This window comes from Lysobacter sp. HA18 (assembly GCF_054057595.1).
Genome location: NZ_JBSRZL010000001.1, coordinates 1,668,536 through 1,686,497, shown reverse-complemented (window position 1 = coordinate 1,686,497; position 17,962 = coordinate 1,668,536). Strand labels below are relative to the sequence as shown.

General features: G+C 66.5%; 17 protein-coding genes. 15 read left to right on the top strand and 2 right to left on the bottom strand.

Going from position 1 to position 17,962, the window contains the following annotated elements:
* The first annotated feature begins 15 nt into the window (after nucleotides 1-15).
* The 6 genes from sucB to ACVWWW_RS08455 all read left to right on the top strand — a co-directional run bounded on the left by sucB (nucleotide 16) and on the right by ACVWWW_RS08455 (nucleotide 5,722).
* Nucleotides 16-1,263, top strand: a complete 1,248-nt coding sequence (sucB, locus tag ACVWWW_RS08480) for a dihydrolipoyllysine-residue succinyltransferase (protein WP_027083023.1) — start codon at nucleotides 16-18, stop codon at nucleotides 1,261-1,263.
* A 60-nt stretch (nucleotides 1,264-1,323) separates the two neighbouring features.
* Nucleotides 1,324-2,754, top strand: a complete 1,431-nt coding sequence (lpdA, locus tag ACVWWW_RS08475) for a dihydrolipoyl dehydrogenase (protein ID WP_027083022.1) — start codon at nucleotides 1,324-1,326, stop codon at nucleotides 2,752-2,754.
* A gap of 73 nt (nucleotides 2,755-2,827) precedes the next feature.
* Nucleotides 2,828-3,688, top strand: a complete 861-nt coding sequence (locus ACVWWW_RS08470; protein WP_027083021.1) for an SAM-dependent methyltransferase — start codon at nucleotides 2,828-2,830, stop codon at nucleotides 3,686-3,688.
* A gap of 8 nt (nucleotides 3,689-3,696) precedes the next feature.
* A complete protein-coding gene (locus tag ACVWWW_RS08465) occupies nucleotides 3,697-4,290 on the top strand; it encodes a TIGR00730 family Rossman fold protein (protein WP_027083020.1) in 594 nt (197 codons plus the stop codon).
* Nucleotides 4,291-4,309: 19 nt separating this feature from the next.
* Complete coding sequence (locus ACVWWW_RS08460; protein WP_027083019.1) at nucleotides 4,310-5,299, top strand: YhdH/YhfP family quinone oxidoreductase; 990 nt, start codon at nucleotides 4,310-4,312, stop codon at nucleotides 5,297-5,299.
* Between the two features lie 57 nt (nucleotides 5,300-5,356).
* Entirely contained in the window at nucleotides 5,357-5,722 is a 366-nt protein-coding gene (locus ACVWWW_RS08455) for a response regulator (RefSeq protein WP_027083018.1), read from the top strand.
* 72 nt (nucleotides 5,723-5,794) lie between these two features.
* Here the strand turns inward: ACVWWW_RS08455 and ACVWWW_RS08450 are convergent, their stop codons facing one another.
* Together ACVWWW_RS08450 and ACVWWW_RS08445 are read right to left on the bottom strand one after the other, a co-directional pair.
* Nucleotides 5,795-6,700: a DnaJ C-terminal domain-containing protein gene (locus ACVWWW_RS08450; protein WP_027083017.1), complete on the bottom strand. Its 906-nt coding sequence runs from the start codon at nucleotides 6,698-6,700 to the stop codon at nucleotides 5,795-5,797.
* Nucleotides 6,701-6,823: 123 nt separating this feature from the next.
* Entirely contained in the window at nucleotides 6,824-7,303 is a 480-nt protein-coding gene (locus ACVWWW_RS08445) for an Hsp20/alpha crystallin family protein (RefSeq protein ID WP_027083016.1), read from the bottom strand.
* 138 nt (nucleotides 7,304-7,441) lie between these two features.
* On the opposite strand from ACVWWW_RS08445, the gene ACVWWW_RS08440 reads away from it, so the two are divergent.
* From ACVWWW_RS08440 to ACVWWW_RS08400, 9 genes are all read left to right on the top strand, one after another.
* Nucleotides 7,442-7,921 carry a peroxiredoxin family protein gene (locus ACVWWW_RS08440; protein WP_027083015.1) on the top strand — a complete coding sequence of 160 codons (480 nt, stop codon included), beginning with the start codon at nucleotides 7,442-7,444 and terminating at the stop codon, nucleotides 7,919-7,921.
* A 96-nt stretch (nucleotides 7,922-8,017) separates the two neighbouring features.
* The gene (locus ACVWWW_RS08435; protein WP_081672088.1) at nucleotides 8,018-9,361 is read left to right on the top strand and encodes a sensor histidine kinase; all 1,344 of its coding nucleotides are present in this window, start codon (nucleotides 8,018-8,020) and stop codon (nucleotides 9,359-9,361) included.
* Nucleotides 9,358-10,002 carry a response regulator transcription factor gene (locus ACVWWW_RS08430; RefSeq protein WP_196804363.1) on the top strand — a complete coding sequence of 215 codons (645 nt, stop codon included), beginning with the start codon at nucleotides 9,358-9,360 and terminating at the stop codon, nucleotides 10,000-10,002. Before ACVWWW_RS08435 ends, ACVWWW_RS08430 begins: the two co-directional genes overlap by 4 nt.
* Before the next feature lie 127 nt (nucleotides 10,003-10,129).
* Nucleotides 10,130-12,325, top strand: a complete 2,196-nt coding sequence (locus ACVWWW_RS08425) for an EAL domain-containing protein (protein WP_051235125.1) — start codon at nucleotides 10,130-10,132, stop codon at nucleotides 12,323-12,325.
* Nucleotides 12,322-12,705 (top strand): STAS domain-containing protein, encoded by a 384-nt coding sequence (locus ACVWWW_RS08420; RefSeq protein WP_456998673.1) that lies wholly within the window; start codon nucleotides 12,322-12,324, stop codon nucleotides 12,703-12,705. The genes ACVWWW_RS08425 and ACVWWW_RS08420 overlap by 4 nt, the downstream gene beginning before the upstream one ends.
* The gene (locus tag ACVWWW_RS08415; protein ID WP_027083012.1) at nucleotides 12,702-14,933 is read left to right on the top strand and encodes a chemotaxis protein CheA; all 2,232 of its coding nucleotides are present in this window, start codon (nucleotides 12,702-12,704) and stop codon (nucleotides 14,931-14,933) included. Before ACVWWW_RS08420 ends, ACVWWW_RS08415 begins: the two co-directional genes overlap by 4 nt.
* 10 nt (nucleotides 14,934-14,943) lie before the next feature.
* Nucleotides 14,944-16,569 (top strand): methyl-accepting chemotaxis protein, encoded by a 1,626-nt coding sequence (locus ACVWWW_RS08410; protein ID WP_027083011.1) that lies wholly within the window; start codon nucleotides 14,944-14,946, stop codon nucleotides 16,567-16,569.
* Between the two features lie 11 nt (nucleotides 16,570-16,580).
* Nucleotides 16,581-17,117, top strand: a complete 537-nt coding sequence (locus ACVWWW_RS08405; protein ID WP_081672086.1) for a chemotaxis protein CheW — start codon at nucleotides 16,581-16,583, stop codon at nucleotides 17,115-17,117.
* On the top strand, nucleotides 17,117-17,962 hold the full coding sequence (locus tag ACVWWW_RS08400; RefSeq protein ID WP_081672084.1) for a CheR family methyltransferase: 846 nt from the start codon (nucleotides 17,117-17,119) through the stop codon (nucleotides 17,960-17,962). Before ACVWWW_RS08405 ends, ACVWWW_RS08400 begins: the two co-directional genes overlap by 1 nt.

Here is a 17,962-nt window from a genome sequence, read left to right as displayed (position 1 = left end):
CAAGGACGCTTTTCCATGAGCACCGAAATCAAGGTTCCCGTGCTGCCCGAGTCGGTCTCGGACGCCACCATCGCCACCTGGCACAAGAAGCCCGGCGACGCGGTCAAGCGCGACGAGAACCTCGTCGACCTCGAAACTGACAAGGTCGTGCTCGAAGTGCCCTCGCCGGTCGATGGCGTGCTCAAGGAAATCAAGTTCGACACCGGCGCGACGGTGAACAGCGAGCAGGTCATTGCGATCGTCGAAGCTGGTGCCGCTGCAGCCGCACCTGCAGCTCCGGCCGCGACCGAGTCGAAGGCCGACAAGGTCATCGACGCGAAGAACGACGCCGCGACGACGAACGAAGCGCAGCCGGTGATGCCGAAGTCCGCACCGCAGCAGCCTGCGCCGGGCGCGACCGCCGGACAGTCGAATGCGCAGCTGCCGCCGGGCGCGCGCTTCGCCGCCGAAACGTCGGGCGTCAATGCGGCCGATGTGTCCGGCACCGGTCGCCGCGGTTCGGTGACCAAGGAAGACATCGTCAACTACGCGAAGTCCGGTGGCGTCGGCGCCGCGGGTGGCGCGCGTCCGGAAGAGCGCGTGCCGATGACGCGCATGCGTACGCGCATCGCGGAACGCCTGATGCAGTCGAAGAATTCCATTGCGATGCTGACCTCGTTCAACGAGGTCAACCTCGCCAAGGTCATGGCGATGCGCACGGAGTTGCAGGACGACTTCGTCAAGGCGAACGGCATCAAGCTCGGTTTCATGAGCTTCTTCGCCAAGGCCGCGGCGAACGCGCTGCAGCGCCATCCGATCGTCAACGCGTCGGTCGACGGCAACGACGTGATCTATCACGGCTATGCCGACATCTCGATCGCGGTGTCGACCGACAAGGGCCTGGTGACGCCGGTGCTGCGCAACGTCGAGCGCATGTCGTTCGCGGACATCGAGAAGGGCATCGCCGACTACGCCAAGAAGGCGCGCGACGGCAAGCTCGGCCTCGACGACCTGCAGGGCGGCACGTTCACGATCACCAATGGCGGCACGTTCGGTTCGCTGATGTCGACGCCGATCGTCAACCCGCCGCAGTCCGCCATCCTGGGCATGCACGCGATCAAGGAGCGCGCGATCGTCGAGAACGGCCAGGTTGTCGCCGCGCCGATGATGTACATCGCGCTGAGCTACGACCACCGCATCATCGACGGCAAGGACGCGGTGCTGTTCCTGGTCGACATCAAGAACCAGCTCGAGAACCCGCACCGCATGCTGCTGGGCATGTAATGCCCGCCGGGCCCCGCCGAGTGCGGGGCTTTTGCGTCCAGCGAACAAGGATCATTTGAGATGAGCGAACAGCAGCAATTCGACGTCGTCGTCATCGGCGCCGGCCCCGCGGGCTACCACGCCGCCATCCGCGCCGCGCAACTCGGCCTCAAGACCGCGTGCATCGACGCGGCGCTCGGCAAGGACGGCCAGCCGGCGCTCGGCGGCACGTGCCTTCGCGTGGGCTGCATTCCGTCCAAGGCGCTGCTCGACTCATCGCGCCAGTTCTGGAACATGCACCACATCTTCGACCAGCACGGCATTTCGTTCTCGAACGAGAAGATCGACGTCGGCACGATGGTTGGCCGCAAGGACAAGATCGTCAAACAGTTCACCGGCGGCATTGCGGCGCTGTTCAAGGCGAACAAGATCACCGCGTTCTACGGCTTCGGCCAGCTGCAGCCGGGCAATGTCGTCATCGTGAAGCAGCATGACGGCAGCACCGTCGAGCTGAAGGGTACGAACGTCATCATCGCCGCCGGTTCGGATTCGATCGAACTGCCGTTCGCGAAGTTCGGCGAGCACATCGTCGACAACGTCGGCGCGCTCGATTTCACCGAAGTGCCAAAGCGCTTCGGCGTGATCGGTGCCGGCGTGATCGGCCTCGAACTCGGCAGCGTGTGGAACCGCCTCGGCGCGCAGGTCACGATCCTCGAAGGCATGCCGACGTTCCTCTCGGCGGCCGATGGCGAAGCCAGCAAGGTCGCCGCGCGCGAGTTCAAGAAGCAGGGCCTCGACATCCGACTCGGCTGCAAGGTGTCGAACACCGAGGTCAAGGCCGACGGCGTGCACGTGAGCTACACCGACGACAAGGGCGCGGCGCAGGAAATCGTCGTCGACAAGCTGCTCGTCGCGGTCGGTCGTCGTGCAGCGACCAAGGGGCTGCTGGCCGACGGTACCGGCGTGCAGGTCAACGAGCGCGGCCAGATCACCGTGGACGAGCACTGCTACACCGGCGTCGATGGCGTGTGGGCCGTCGGCGACTGCGTGCGCGGGCCGATGCTTGCGCACAAGGGCTTCGAGGAAGGCATCGCGGTCGCCGAACTCATCGCCGGCCTGCCGGGCCACGTCAACTTCGACACGATTCCGTGGGTCATCTACACCGAGCCCGAGATCGCCTGGGTCGGCAAGACCGAAGAGCAGCTGAAGGCGGAAGGCATTCCGTACAAGGCCGGCAGTTTCCCGTTCGCGGCCGTCGGTCGCGCGGTGGCGATGGCCGAACCGGCAGGCTTCGTGAAGGTGCTCGCGCATGCGGAAACCGACACGGTGCTCGGCATGCACCTCGTCGGCGCGAACGTCTCGGAGCTGGTGCACGAAGGCGTGCTGACGATGGAGTTCAAGGGCTCCGCCGACGACCTCGCCCGCATCTGCCACGCGCATCCGTCGCTGTCGGAAGCCGTGCACGACGCCGCCATGGCCGTCCACAAGCGCGCGATCCACAAGGCCAACTGACCTTTCGATCGCGCGACACCGGGGCCGCCGTCATCCTGCGATGATGGCGGCTTCGTCGTTTCGGGAGTCCGGCATGACCGACACAACGCCCGTCCGCAACGTCTCCGACACCGCACGCTGGGTCGCGATCTACCGCGCGATGGAAAGCGAGCGCAGCGACGCGATCTTCCGCGATCCCTATGCACGTCGCCTCGGCGGCGAACGCGGCGAAGCGATCGTTCGCGACATGCCGCGCGGCCGCATGATGGCATGGCCGATGATTGTGCGCACCGCGGTGATGGACGAGATCGTGATGCGCTGCGTCCGCGAAGGCGCGCGCGTGGTGCTGAACCTCGCGGCCGGACTCGACGCACGCCCGTATCGGCTCGACCTGCCGGCCGACCTGCGCTGGATGCACGTCGACCTTCCCGACATGCTCGCCTACTTCCGCGACGCGATGGCCGGCGAAACGCCGCGCTGCCAGGTCGAGTTTCACACCGCCGACCTGCGCGATGCCGAGATCCGACGCGCATTATTCGCCGACGCTGCAGCGACCGGTCCGGTGCTCGTCATCACCGAAGGCCTGCTCGTCTATCTCGAACCTGACGATGTCGCCGCCCTCGCCCGCGACCTGCACGACGTCGCGCATGCACGCTGGTGGCTGACCGATCTCGCGTCGCCGCTGCTGCTGCAGCGCTACACGCGTCACCTCGACAAGAAACTCGCTGCGGGCAATGCGCCGTTCCGCTTCGGCCCGGCCGAAGGCACTGCGTTTTTCGCACCGATGGGCTGGCAGGAACGCGAATTCCGCTCGTCATGGGACGAATCGCTGCGACTCAATCGCACGGTGCCGTTCGCGCCGCTGTGGAAAATGCTCTCGACCTTTCAACCGCGCGAGAAGCGCGACGCGATGCGCCGGATGTCCGGCATCGTGCTGATGGAGAACAACGACTGATGCGTCAACTGCGTTCCGTATGCGTGTACTGCGGCTCCAATGCCGGCAACCGTCCGATCTATGCCGAACGCGCGGCTGCGCTCGGTCGTCGTCTTGCGCAGGACGGCATCGCCGTCGTGTACGGCGGTGGCAACGTCGGGCTGATGGGTGTTGTCGCCGATGCGGCGCTCGAAGCCGGCGGCGAAGTGATCGGCGTGATTCCCGAGCAGCTCGTGAACTGGGAAGTCGCGCATCGCGGCCTGACCAAGCTGGAAGTCGTCGCCGACATGCATACGCGCAAGGCGCGCATGTTCGACCTGTCGGATGCATTCGTCGCCCTGCCCGGCGGCTTCGGCACGCTCGACGAAATGTTCGAGATGCTGACGTGGCGACAGCTGGGCCTCGGCGATCGGCCGTGCGCGTTCCTCGACATCGACGGCTTCTACGCGCCGCTGATGTCGATGCTCGATCGCATGGTCGCCGAACGCTTCCTGCATCCCGAGCAGCGCACCGACCTGTGGCACGGCGACGACATGAACGCGATGCTCGACTGGATGCGCGCGTACAAGCCCGCGCAGGCCGACAAGTGGATGGACGAAAAGCGTCGCCGCGAAATCCGCTGAGCACGATACGAGAACGACGATGAGCCCGAGCAGCTTCCGCGCCTTCCGCATCCACGACGACGATCGCGGTTATCGCGCTGGCGTCGAAACGATTTCGCTCGACCACGTCTCGCCCGGCGAAGTCGTCATTCGCACCGCGTATTCGTCGGTGAACTACAAGGACGCGCTAGCGGGCACCGGCAAAGGCAAGATCCTGCGCCGCGCGCCGCTGGTGGGCGGAATCGACGTCGCGGGGCATGTTGTCGAAAGCCGCGACCCGCGTTATCGCGAAGGCGATGCCGTGCTGGTTACCGGTAGCGGACTTTCCGAGACGCGGGACGGCGGCTACGGCGAATACGCGCGCATCGAAGCGGAATGGGCGATTCCGCTTCCCGCGGGCCTCGACCTGCGCGAGGCGATGATCCTCGGCACCGCGGGATTCACTGCCGCGCTCGGCCTGTACCGGATGCTCGAGAACGGGCAGACGCCAGAGCACGGCCCGCTTGCCGTGACCGGTGCGACCGGCGGCGTCGGATCGCTGGCCGTCGATATCTTTACCCGCGCCGGTTTCGAGGTGCATGCGGTCAGCGGCAAACCCGAACACGCGGACTACCTGCGCGAACTCGGCGCCACCGACGTCCTGCCGCGCGAGACGCTGGCGACCAAGCGCCCCATGGAAAGCGCGCGCTTCGGCGGCGGTCTCGACAACGTCGGCGGGCCGATGCTCGCCAGCCTGCTCGCGCAGACCGCGCCCTACGGCAACGTCGCGACCGCCGGCCTCGCGGCCTCGCACGACCTGCCGACCACCGTGATGCCCTTCATCATCCGCGGCGTGTCTCTATTGGGCGTGGCGTCGGCCGGCACGGCGCGCGCGATCCGCGAGCGCGTCTGGGCGCACCTGGCGACGGACTGGAAGCCGGCGCACCTCGATCGCATCCTGACTCGCGAGGTCGATCTCGACGGCTTGGCCGGCGTTTTCGACGGCATGCTGGCCGGCGGATCGTTCGGCAGGACACTGGTTCGCCTGTGAGCTTGCCGACCTGATACGCCGGCCCGTTAGAATCGCGTCAATTCCCGAGAGCACACCATGGCCCGCATCCTGATCGTCGACGACTCGCCCTCCCAGCTGATGGGCATCCGCCGCCTCGTGGAGAAGCTCGGGCATGAAGCCCTCACCGCCGAAGACGGCGCGGCCGGCGTCGAAGCCGCCAAGCGCGAACTGCCGGACCTCATCCTGATGGACGTGGTGATGCCGAACCTCAACGGCTTTCAAGCCACGCGCGCGATTTCGCGCGAGCCCACCACCAAGCACATCCCGGTAGTGCTGGTGACGACGAAGGATCAGGACACCGACCGCATGTGGGGCCTGCGCCAGGGCGCGAAGGCGTACATCACCAAGCCCTTCAACGACAACGATCTTGCGGAAGTAATCGGCCAGCTCATGCCGGGCTGATCGGGTTTCGCTTCGAAAGAAAAGGCCGCGCAGTGCGCGGCCTTTTTTGTGGACGATGGTGCGTCGGCAACGTCAGGCACGTACGCCGTCGAACGCGTCACGCAGTGCTTCGTACGCCTGGATCTGCCCGACGGACTGCGGGCGCGGCGCGGTGACTTCGAGCTCGACGATCTGATCCCCCGGCGGATCACCCGGCAAGCCGCGACCGCGCAGACGCAGCTTGCGCCCGGCATCCGAGTTCGGCGGGATGCGCAGCTCGACGTTGCCGCCCAGCGTCGGCACGCTCACTGTCGCACCGAGCGCTGCATCCCAAGGCGCGACCTGCACCACATGGATGACGTTGCGGCCGTCGACTTCGAAATTCGGATGCGCGGCGTACTCGACTTCCAGCAGTAGGTCGCCGCCGGACGAGCCCTGCCCCGCGAGCCGGATCACCTGTCCCTCGCGCACGCCCTTGGGCACGCGCACGTCGAGCGTGCGGCCGTTGACGCTGATGCGCACCGATCGGCCCTCGTAGACCGACTCCAGCGCGACGGCCAGCTTCGCACGCGTATCGCTGCGCGGTGCCGGGCCGCGACCCATGCCGGGACCGGGACGTCCGCCGACGCCGCCACGTCGTGCCTGTCCGAACAGCCCTTCGAAGAAGTCGCTGAAACCGCCGCCTGCGCCGCCGCCAGCGAAGATTTCGTCGAAGTCGACGCCGCCTCCGCCGAAGTCGCCATAGCCCTGCGGGCCCGGCTGCACGTCATCGCCCGGACGATAGCCGCGAGACCGCAGCTGGTCGTAGGCCTTGCGCTTCGCGGGGTCGCGCAGCGCCTCGTAGGCCTCGTTCACCGACTTGAAGTGGTCCTCGGCGTCCTTTTCCTTGCTGACGTCGGGGTGGTACTTGCGCGCCAGCCGGCGATACGCGGTCTTGATCTCGGCATCGCCCGCGGTCGGCTCGACACCGAGGATCTCGTAGTAGTCCTTGAACTGCATCCAGCGCTCCGCTGATCGTCGAAACAGAAACGGCCCGCAGGCGACGCCGGCGGGCCGTCAGTGTAGTGGGCGCTCCGGGACGACGCCGTGTTGCGGCGTCGCGCGGTGCGATCACTCACGCGCTTACTGGCGCGTCGCCTCGCCCTGCGCACCGGCGCCGACCTGGATGCGGCGCGGCGTGGTTTCCGGACGCTTCGGGATGCTGATCTCCAGCACGCCATTGCGACCGCTGGCGGTGATGCCCTCCGCGTCGGCGCTGTCGGGCAGCGCGAAGCGGCGATGGAAACCGCCGTAGCGACGCTCGACCCGCGAATAGCGGCCGGTCTGCGCGTTGATCTCGCTCTTGCGCTCGCCACGGATGGACAGGATGCCCTTGTCCATCAGCACTTCGACGTCCTGCGGATCGACGCCGGGCAGGTCGGCGAAGATCACGAAGCGGTTCGGCTCTTCGACGATGTCCACGCGCGGCGCCCACTGGCTGGTTACCACCGATGACTCGTCGTTGCCGGCCTCGTTGAGGTTGAAGAAGCGCTCGAAGAACTGCTTGAACTCGTCCTGGAGCTGCGGGCCCGGACGCTGCTGCGGATACTGATTCAGGCTCATGGCGATGTCCTCATCGTTGAATCGCGGCGCTGCCGCTCTGCCGCGATAACTAGTGGCAACGCGATGCGTTTCAAGTCCTCGCACTGCCCGCACCGGCCGGCCGTACACTGCATTCAGACATTCGACAGGAGCACCCCCATGGCACAGCCCGGCGACCGCATTCCCGAAGTCGTGGTCCAGCAGATCACGAACAGCGGCATCGAAAAGACCGACACACATTCGCTGTTCGGCACCGGCAAGTCCGTCGTGTTCGCAGTGCCCGGCGCATTCACGCCGACGTGCTCCGAACGCCACCTGCCCGGCTTCGTCGAACATTTCGACGAGTTCCGCCGCCGCGGTTACGACGTCGCGTGCATGGCGGTGAACGACCCGTTCGTCATGCAGGCGTGGATGCGAAGCGCGGGCGTGCCCGACGGCATGCGCATGGTCGCTGATGGCAACGCCGAACTGTCGCGCGCACTCGGCCTCGACCTCGATGCATCGTCGTACGGCATGGGCATCCGCTCGAAGCGTTTCGCGATGGTCGTCGTTGACGGCGTGATCGAGCAGCTGTTCGTGGAAGCGCCGGGCGAGTTCCGCGTGTCGACTGCGGAACACATGCTCGAACAGCTGAGCTGAATTGCTTCAGCGAGCGACGCGCAAGTCGCTCGCGCGTGAAAGAGAATTGACGGGTACCTGTCGTATCGTGTCGGGCGCTTTCATTCCGCGTCCTGCATGCCGACCGTTACCCGTCGTTCTCTTTCGCTGATGGTCACCGGCCTGGTCTTTTTCGGCGCGCTCGCCGTGATCAGCACGCGCACGCTGCAGTCCGTACGTGCATCGACGGCGATCCGGGCGCAGGCGCAGGACAGCATGCTGGTCAATTCACGGCTGCTCGCGTCGCTGGTCGATGTCGAAACAGGGCAACGCGGTTTTTCGCTCACGGGCGAGTCCGCGTTCCTGGAACCGCTGGATTCTGGATTGCAACGGCAGTCCGCGCTGGTCGACAACCTCACCAAGCAGACCGCGACGATGCCGGCCGTTGCAGCGCATGTGCAACACATGCGCCCGCTGATCCACGACAAGCTGGCACTGGTGCAGAAGAGCATCGACTGGCGCCGCAGTGGCCACCAGACGGTCAACCTGCAGTTCGCCGAGCGCGGCAAGGTTGCGATGGATCGCATCCGTCGCGAGAGCGGCGAGATCGATGTATTGCTTCGCGCGGAGAGTCTGCAGCGCGAGCGTCAACTTGCGACGGTGATGTCGCGCGCCGCGTCGATCGAAATCGGGCTCGGCGTGGTCGGCACCCTCGCCATTCTCGCGGGCTTGGCGCTGCTGGTGCGCGAGCGCAAGCGACGGCTCGAGGCGGAGTTCGAGTTGTACAGCGCGAACCACCACCTTGAAGCACGCGTAATGGAGCGCACCCACGAACTCGAGCAGGCGCGTGCGCAGCTCGAATCATTCGCGACGCGGCTCGACCACAGCATTGAAGCGGAACGGCGTCGGCTCGCGCGCGAGGTGCACGACCAGCTCGGGCAGGTGTTCACCGCGCTGAAGCTCACCTGCTCGCACCAGGCGAAGCGCTACTCGATGAGCGAGTCGGACCTGCGTCTCGTCATGTCCACGCTCGATGAGGGCGTCGCGATCGCCCGCCGTATTTCGAGCGAGTTGCGGCCGCCGCTGCTCGATGATCTCGGCCTCGCCGCCGCACTCGAACTGCGCGGTGAGCGTTTCGAGCAGGAATCGGGCATCGCATGCGACGTCGCGGTCGCCGATGGCGAACTCGTGCCGGCCGCTCATCGCATCCAGCTGTTCCGCATCGTGCAAGAAGCGCTGACGAACGTGGCCCGACATTCCGGCGCGGCGCACGTCTGGATCGGTGGCGGACGCACGGACGGTGGCTACACATTCTTTGTCGAGGACGACGGCCATGGCCAGGTCGCGCCGCGTCGCGGGTCCGCCGGTATCGCGAGCATGTCCGAACGCGCGGCCCTCGCGGGCGGGCGGCTGCAGATGGAACGGGGCACGCATGGCGGGTTGCGTGTCGCCGTCCTGATTCCCAGCGAGGCGCTGTCTTGAGCCTGCGTGTTTTGATCGTCGAAGACCATCCCGTCATGCGCTTCGGCGTGACCCACCTGATCCGCCAGGAATGGCCCGACGCCGCGATCTCCGAAGCGACGTCGCTTGCGGCGGCCGTCGAAGTCGCGGCGTCACCCGACTGGTCGGTCGTGCTGCTGGACCTTTCGCTGCCCGACAGTTCCGGACTGGAAGGTCTCGTGCGGCTGCGGCGCCTGATGCCTGCGACACCCATCCTCATCCTGAGCATGCACGACGAAGCCGCTTATGCCGCGCGTGCGCTGCAGGCCGGTGCGTCGGGTTACCTCACGAAAGAACACGCGACCACCGAATTGCTCGCGGCGATCGCACGCGTGCGCAGCGGCGGTCGATATCTGAGTTCCGGTTTCACCGAGCGCCTCGCGGGCATGCTCAGCGGCGAGAAGGTCACCGCGCTGCCGCATGAATTGCTCTCCGCGCAGGAGCATCGCGTGATGGTGATGATCGCGAACGGCAAGGCGCCAAGCGAGATCGCCGAGACGATGCATCTGTCGGTGAAAACCGTCGGCACCTACCGCACGCGCATTCGCGAAAAGACGGGCTTGGGCAGCACCGCGGAGATGGCGCGCTACTGCGTGCAGCACGGCCTACTCGACCCGACCTGAATAGGCGTGTAGGCCGATTGCCTACACGCGTTGTCGGAATCGGCGACGTCGCGGATCAGTCGAACGCCGCTTCGAATCACCTGCCGTCGCGCCCAGCATGCTCACAGGCCATCGAAGGCGGTGATGCATGCGTGTCGTCATAGTTGAAGACTCCGACCTGGTTTACGCCGCACTGCTCGAGGTGCTCGCCGACTGCGTGTCGGTGGACGTGGTCGGGCGTGCGGTGTCGCAGGTGGACGCGATCGCGATGATCCTGTCGCAGGCGCCGGACGTCGTGCTGCTCGACCTTTCGCTGAGCCCCGGCAGCGGACTCGAGGTGCTACGCATGATCCGCGACGCCGGCTCGATGTCGCGCGTTTTCGTCGTGAGCAACCAGTCGGAAGACGCGATGCGCATCCGCTGCCTGCAGGAAGGCGCCGATGCCTTCTTCGACAAGTGCAGCGACCTCAATCTGCTCGTGCAGCATCTCGAGCGAAGCGCCGGCGCCGTGTGCGACGCCGAGCCGGTGCGGATCGAGGAGTTCGCGAACACCGCAGCGTCGCAGAGCAAGCTCGACGAGATCGTGGCGATGACCGCGGAGCTGACCGGATGCCCGACCGCAGGCGTGACACTGCTCGGCGCGAACCGCCAGTGGTTCGTGTCAACGTTGGGCACCCCGCTGACGTCTACGTCGCGACACATCTCGTTGTGCGCGCACGTCGCGGGTGCGGAAGGCCTGCTCGAGATTCCCGACGTTCTGGCCGACGAGCGCTTCGCGCTGAACCCGATCGCGCATGCGCCGTTCGGCATCCGTTTCTATGCCGGCGCGCCGATCACGTTGTCCGACGGACGCATCGTCGGCGCGTTGTGTGCGTTGGCGGCAGAGCCGCGCACGTTGTCCGACGCGCAACGCCAAGCGTTGCTCACCCTCGCCCGCCGCGCTTCTGCCCACATCGACGAGATGCGTGCCGAACCCGCGTCGCGTCCGGCGCTTGAACACGCGCAGGCCCATGAAGTCGACGCTCTCACCGGGCTTCCTTGCCGCAACGCCTTTCTCGAGCAGACCGCTACTGCCCTTCGAGATGCAGCAAGCCGCGGTAGCGAGGCAGCGGTGGTGTCGATCGGCACCGATCGCATGACCCGCATCAACCATACGTTCGGGCGGGACGGCGGCGATATCGCACTCGTGCAGATCGCACGCGAACTTCGACGCGCAGCGCCGTCGGACGCGTTCGTCGCGCGCTTGGACAGCGATCAGTTCGCGGTGCTGCTGCGCAACGTGGATGGGGTCGACGCACTGACGCGAATCGGCGAGTCGCTCGCCGAAGCCGTGGGTACGCCGATGGTCGTGAACGGCCGGCCTGTTCGCATGCACTGCAGCGTGGGCATGGCGTCCGGTTCCGGGGAGTCGATCACCGCACCCGTAATCACGGCACATGCCGAACTCGCCATGCAGAAGGCCAAGCGCCTCGGCGGCAACATGTGTCAGCAGTACGCGAGCTGGATGAGCGTCCGCGCCGTCGATCGCGTGATTCTCGAAGCCGATCTTCGTGCTGGTATCCCCGCCGGAGAGCTGGTGCTCGCATACCAGCCGCAGATCGACATCGCTACGCGCCGCGTGATCGGCATGGAAGCGCTGGTGCGCTGGAACCATCCAAAGCGCGGCCTGCTGCCGCCCGACATGTTCATTCCGCTCGCCGAAGAGACCGGGCTGATCGTCGAACTCGGCGCGAACGTGCTCGACATGGCGATCGCGCAGATCGCGTCCTGGCGAGCCGATGGGCTCGATCCGCCGACCATCGCCGTCAACGTTTCCGCAATGCAGCTGACCCGCGACTTGCCCGCGCTGGTCGCAGCGACGCTCTGCCGCCACGGCGTCGAAGCCACCGCACTCGAACTCGAACTCACCGAATCCGCACTGCCGCGTGCCGATCACGCGATGGACGACCTGCTGCTCGAGCTGCGTGAGTCCGGCGTCGGCATCGCGATCGACGACTTCGGCGTCGGCTATTCATCGCTCGCTGCGCTGCGTCGCCTGCCGGTCACCACGCTCAAGATCGACCGCAGCTTCATCACCGACCTGGGTGCGAGCGATCAGCATGCCGCCGTCGTCGGCGCGGTCATCTCGATGGCGCACACCCTCGGCATGACGGCCGTCGCGGAGGGCGTGGAGGACGACGTCGCGCACGCCTGCCTCGCTTCGCTGAACTGCGATCGCGCGCAGGGTTACCTGTATTGCCGCCCGATCGCGCCCGACGCGATGGCCAATGTCCTACGCGGCTCACGCGAATCGCACGACGCGCCGCTGCTTCTCCCGCGTGGGGGCATCGCATGCCGCGCATGATTCCCTTCGAGACGAATGACATGTCGTCGTCGAGTTCAGCGCGCGACAGCGTCGCGCCGAACAGCCCGCAAGCGATTTCGCTCGACGAGCTGACGATCGCGAACGCGATGTCCGCACGCAACGAGCTGCTCGCCTGGCTGGAATGCGGTGACGCGACGCTCGACCTGACGCACGTCACCCATGTCGACGGCGCGGGCCTGCAGCTGCTGCTCATGTTGCGTCGCGAGGCGGATCGACACGCGCTCGCGTTCGAGCGCATCGAGCCCAGCCGCCCCGTGGCGTCGGTACTCGCGCTCGCGCGCCTGCACGTCGACCTGCATCCGATCCGCCAGCAGCGTCATAACGAAGCCCTGCCCGCCGCGATCCGGAGGGCCGCATGAACGGCATGCGCGAGCGCATGTTGCAGACGTTCCTCGCGGAAGCGGGTGACCTCGTGCGCGACCTCGATGCGGGCCTGCGCCTGATGAAGGCCGGCGACCACAGCGAAGAGCTCGTGAGCCGGCTGTTCCGCGCCGCGCACTCGATCAAGGGCTCGGGCGGCATGTTCGGGCTCGCGCCGCTGGTGGGGTTCACGCATGTCGTCGAATCCCTGCTCGACCGCGTGCGCAGTGGACGGCTGCAACCCGACGCCGCGCTTGTATCCGCCCTGCAGGAGAGCTGCGACCACATCGCGGACCTCGTGGACGTGCTTGTTGCACGTCGCGAGCAGCCCGACGAGCAGATGATGGTTCGCGACTCGGCGTTGCGTCGCGTGCTGGCGCAGCACGACGAACCGGCTTACGCGTACCCGTCGACGATCGCTCGGCAGCCGGCTGCCGACGCGCAGCACGACGGCGTGATGCGGGGCGACGATTGCTGGCATGTGTCCGTCCGCTTCGGCGTCGACATCTTCCGTTACGGCATCAATCCCCTGTCGTTCGTGCGCGACCTCGAGTCGCTCGGCGAAGTGGTCGCGCTGACCACGGTGGATGCGCTGCCCGCGGCTGATGGGTTCAATCCTGAAGACTGTCATCTCGGCTTCGAGATCGACCTGCGCGGGGACCTCGACAAGGCGCGCATCGCGGACGTATTCGACTTCGTCGCCGACTGCAGCCAGCTGCGCATCCTGCCGCCGCAGTCGCACGTCAGTGATTTCCTTGAGCTCATCCGCGACCTGCCGGAATCGGACGCGCGACTCGGCGACATCCTCGTCGACGCGGGCACGCTGACGCGCGCGGAACTTGAGGCCGGCCTCGCCGAACAGCGCGAGCGTGGGATGCGCGAGGGCTTGCAGCCCGCGCTCGGCACGCTGCTCGTCGAACACAACGTGGTTGCGCCGGTCGTGGTGCAGGCGGCACTGGAGCGCCAGGCCGAGAGTCGCTCGCCCGCACCGTCGCGCACGGCGCCCGCATGCGCCGACTCCACGTTCCTGCGTGTGCGTGCGGACCAGCTGGACGAACTGATCAACCGCGTAGGTGAGCTCGTCATCGCCGGTGCTGGCGCCGCGATGCTCGCCGAGCGCAGCGGCGATACGGCACTGCGCGAATCGCAGTCGCTGGTGTCGCGCCTGATGGAGGACATCCGTGAGCGCGCGTTGCGACTGCGCATGGTGCCGATCGGCGAAACGTTCTCGCGCTTCCACCGCGTGGTGCGCGACATCGGCCGCGAGCTCGGCAAAGAGATCGAACTCTGCATCGAAGGCGAAGACACCGAGCTCGACAAATCCGTCGTCGAGAAGCTCGCCGATCCGCTCGTGCATCTCGTGCGAAACGCCGCCGACCACGGCCTCGAATCACGCGACGCGCGCCTTGCAGCCGGCAAGCCCGGCACCGGCACCATCCGCCTTACGGCCGCGCATGAATCCGGGCAGGTTGTCATCGAGATCGCCGACGACGGCGCAGGCATGGATCGCTCACGCATCCTCACGAAGGCACGCGAGCGCGGCCTGGTCGCAGACGGCACGACGCTGTCGGACCACGACATCCTGCAGCTGGTGTTCGAGCCGGGCTTCTCGACCGCAGAGACCGTGACCAACCTGTCCGGCCGCGGCGTCGGCATGGACGTGGTCCGCCGCAACATCGCCGCGCTGCGCGGTGACATCCAGCTGCACAGCACGCAGGGTGAAGGCACAACCGTGCGCATCCGCCTGCCGCTCACGCTCGCCATCATCGAAGGCTTCCTCGTCGGCGTCGGCGATGCCGCGTACGTGATGCCGCTGGACCGCGTCATCGAATGCGTGGAAATGCCTGCGGGCTTCGCACCGCACCGCGGTTACCTCGACCTGCGCGGCCATGCGCTTCCGCTGCTTCGGCTGCGCGAGCAGTTGGGCATCAGCGGTGCATCGCGCACCCGCCGCGAGAACGTCGTCGTCGTCGACTGCGGCGGCCGGCGCGCGGGCATCGTGGTCGATGCGCTGCTCGGCGAATTCCAGACCGTTATCAAACCGCTTGGCCCGCTGTTCGCAGGCCTGCGGGGTATCAGCGGGTCCACGATCCTCGGCGGCGGTGACGTCGCACTGATCCTGGACCTTCCCGAACTGGTCGATGCCGCCGTTGCCGGCGAGATTGACTCACTTGCCGGACGACAGCACGGGACACCTGTCGCGCCGACCGCACCGTTACTGTCCTGAGGATCGACCCATGCAGTGGTTCCGCAATCTCAAGATCGCCACGAAGCTGTTCGCTTCGTTCGGCCTGCTTATCGCGCTTACCGGTGGGCTTGGCGCATTCGCCATCAGCCGCCTCGCGCAGGTCAACGCCGTTTCGGTAGAAATCCGCGACAGCTGGCTCCCGAGCGTCCGCACGCTCGCGGACGTGCAGCAGGGCGTCGCCAATCTCCGCATTCAGGAGTTCAAGCATGTCCTCGACACCAACGGACAGGAGATGACCGAGGTCGAGGGCGCGATCGCCGATTACAGCAAGCAACTCGCTGCGGCGCGGGCTGGCTACGAGAAGGTGATCAGCAGCCCCGAGGAAAAGGCTCTCTACGCGCAATTCGAGAGCGACTGGGCCAGTTACCTGGAGCTGCGGGCAAAGATTCTCGCCCTGTCGCGCGCGGGCAAGCAGGAAGAGGCAAGGGAAATTCTTATCGGGCCGTCGAAGCAGCTCTACACGCGCATCAGCGAGACACTGCAGAAGGATGACGACCTGAACAATCGCGGCGCGACCGATGCTGCGGCGGCGGGCCAGCGCCAGTATGAGCAGACGCGTACCGCCGTCATCGCAAGCCTGATCGCCGTGCTGCTACTCGGCGTCGCACTCGCCGCACTGATCGCACGGATGATCTCGCGCCCCATCCTGCAGGCCGCGCAGGCTGCGCAGCAGCTGTCGGAAGGCGACCTGACCGCGAAGATCACCGTCGATTCGACCGACGAGAGCGGACAGATGCTCACGGCGATGAAGACGATGGTCGAACGCCTCGGGCAGATCATCGGCGAGGTGCGTGGCTCGGCCGACAACCTGTCGAGCGCCGCCGAGCAGGTCGCGTCGACCGCACAGTCGATCAGCCAGTCGACCAGTGAACAGGCGTCGAGCGTCGAAGAGACGAGTGCCTCGGTCGAGCAGATGTCGGCGTCGATCTCGCAGAACACCGACAACGCGAAGGTCACCGACGGCATGGCCGGCAAGGCGGCGAAGGAAGCCACCGAGGGCAGCCAGGCCGTGCGCAACACCGTCGATGCGATGAAGCAGATCGCGAAGAAGATCGCGATCATCGACGACATCGCCTACCAGACGAACCTGCTCGCTCTGAACGCGGCGATCGAAGCCGCGCGTGCCGGCGAGCACGGCAAGGGTTTCGCGGTGGTCGCAGCCGAAGTGCGCAAGCTTGCGGAACGCTCGCAAGTGGCGTCGCAGGAAATCGGCGAGCTGTCTGCGTCGAGCGTCGATCTCGCGGAACGTGCGGGCGACCTGCTCGACCTGATGCTGCCGTCGATCCTGAAGACCTCCGACCTCGTGCAGGAAATCACTGCCGCATCGCAGGAACAGACCGCCGGCGTCGGCCAGATCAACGGCGCGATGGGCCAGCTGAGCCAGGTGACGCAGCAGAACGCGGCGTCGAGCGAGGAGCTCGCGGCGACTGCCGAGGAGATGAGCGCCCAGGCCGAACAGCTGCAGCAGGCGATGTCGTTCTTCACCCTGCAGGCGCACGCCGAAGGCCGACGCATCGCACGCCAAGCGACGCGCCCCGCCGCAGCGAAGCCCGCTCCGCGCAAGACCGTGCGAGTGGCCGGTCCGATGGACGAATCCGAATTCGTCGAGTTCTGAGGAGGCCGCGCATGAGCGTTTCTGAAAACGCCGAGGAGTTCCTCGGCGCGCGCCCCGACGAGGGCAGCGACCTGCAGTACCTCACCTTCGCACTCGGCGAGGAGATGTTCGCGATCGATATCCGCGGCATCAAGGAGATCATCGAGTACGGCGGCCTCACCACCGTGCCGATGATGCCCGGCTTCATCCGGGGCGTGATCAACCTGCGCGGCGCGGTGGTGCCGGTGATCGACCTGTCGGTGCGCTTCGGTCGCGCGCCGACGGTGCTCGGCCGACGCACCTGCATCGTGATCATTGAGATCGCGACCGACGGCGGCTGGCAGGACGTGGGCGTGGTGGTCGACGCGGTATCGGAGGTCCTCGAGATCGCGTCGTCGAGCATCGAGCCGCCGCCCGCCTTCGGCCCGCGCATCCGCACCGAGTTCATCAGCGGCATGGCGCTGCTGGGTAGCGGGTTCGTGATGTTGCTCGACGTGCAGCGCGTGCTGTCGGTCGAGGACATGGCCGGGCTCGCCGGCGTCGCGGCCGTCAGCGCACAGGCCGCCTGATGTCGGCCGTCATGGAACGCACGACGACGGATGCAGGCTGGAGCGCCGCGCCTGCTCCGTCGATCACGGATGCCGAATTCGCGCGTCTACGTGATTGGTTGCACGACGCCACCGGCATCCATCTCACGGCCGCGAAGAAAACGCTGGTGACGAGCCGTTTGGCGCGTCGGCTGCGTGAGGCGGGAGACGCCACGTTCTCCGCATACCTCTCGCGTGTGTTCGACGATTCGGCCGAGCGACAGGTCGCCATCGACCTGCTGACAACGAACGAAACCTACTTCTTCCGCGAGGCGGCGCATTTCGACTTCCTGGCATCGCGCGTCGCGCAATTGCCGGCCGAGCGGACCGTGCGGGTGTGGAGCGCGGCGAGTTCGAGCGGAGAAGAGGCGTATTCGATCGCGATGCTGCTCGACAGCAAGCTCGGCATGCGCCCGTGGGAAGTCGTCGGTACGGATATCTCCGCACGCATGGTGCAGGCAGCGCGTGCAGGCCACTACCGGTTGCAGCGCACGAGCGGCATTCCTCGTCCGATGCTGGAGCGTTATTGCCTGAAGGGCACGGGCAGCCAGGCCGGCACGCTGCTGGTGAATCGTCGGCTGCGCGAGCGCGTGCGTTTCGAGCACGCGAACCTGACGTCGTCGCTGCCCGAACTCGGCGAGTTCGACGTGATTTTCCTGCGCAACGTGATGATCTATTTCGACAACGCCACCAAACGTGGCGTCGTCGAGCGCGTGCTGCGGCATCTGCGTCCCGGCGGACATCTGCTTGTCGGCCATTCGGAAACGCTCGGCGACGTCACGCAGGCCGTGCGAGCGCTATCGCCGTCCATCTACGTGCGGGCCTGA

Bases quoted from the DNA above. Each gene is read 5' to 3' on its own strand.
- sucB (WP_027083023.1), top strand. From the start codon at position 16: ATGAGCACCGAAATCAAGGTTCCCGTGCTGCCCGAGTCGGTCTCGGAC.
- lpdA (WP_027083022.1), top strand. From the start codon at position 1,324: ATGAGCGAACAGCAGCAATTCGACGTCGTCGTCATCGGCGCCGGCCCC.
- ACVWWW_RS08470 (WP_027083021.1), top strand. From the start codon at position 2,828: ATGACCGACACAACGCCCGTCCGCAACGTCTCCGACACCGCACGCTGG.
- ACVWWW_RS08460 (WP_027083019.1), top strand. From the start codon at position 4,310: ATGAGCCCGAGCAGCTTCCGCGCCTTCCGCATCCACGACGACGATCGC.
- ACVWWW_RS08455 (WP_027083018.1), top strand. From the start codon at position 5,357: ATGGCCCGCATCCTGATCGTCGACGACTCGCCCTCCCAGCTGATGGGC.
- ACVWWW_RS08450 (WP_027083017.1), bottom strand. From the start codon at position 6,700: ATGCAGTTCAAGGACTACTACGAGATCCTCGGTGTCGAGCCGACCGCG.
- ACVWWW_RS08445 (WP_027083016.1), bottom strand. From the start codon at position 7,303: ATGAGCCTGAATCAGTATCCGCAGCAGCGTCCGGGCCCGCAGCTCCAG.
- ACVWWW_RS08440 (WP_027083015.1), top strand. From the start codon at position 7,442: ATGGCACAGCCCGGCGACCGCATTCCCGAAGTCGTGGTCCAGCAGATC.
- ACVWWW_RS08435 (WP_081672088.1), top strand. From the start codon at position 8,018: ATGCCGACCGTTACCCGTCGTTCTCTTTCGCTGATGGTCACCGGCCTG.
- ACVWWW_RS08425 (WP_051235125.1), top strand. From the start codon at position 10,130: ATGCGTGTCGTCATAGTTGAAGACTCCGACCTGGTTTACGCCGCACTG.
- ACVWWW_RS08420 (WP_456998673.1), top strand. From the start codon at position 12,322: ATGATTCCCTTCGAGACGAATGACATGTCGTCGTCGAGTTCAGCGCGC.
- ACVWWW_RS08415 (WP_027083012.1), top strand. From the start codon at position 12,702: ATGAACGGCATGCGCGAGCGCATGTTGCAGACGTTCCTCGCGGAAGCG.
- ACVWWW_RS08410 (WP_027083011.1), top strand. From the start codon at position 14,944: ATGCAGTGGTTCCGCAATCTCAAGATCGCCACGAAGCTGTTCGCTTCG.
- ACVWWW_RS08405 (WP_081672086.1), top strand. From the start codon at position 16,581: ATGAGCGTTTCTGAAAACGCCGAGGAGTTCCTCGGCGCGCGCCCCGAC.
- ACVWWW_RS08400 (WP_081672084.1), top strand. From the start codon at position 17,117: ATGTCGGCCGTCATGGAACGCACGACGACGGATGCAGGCTGGAGCGCC.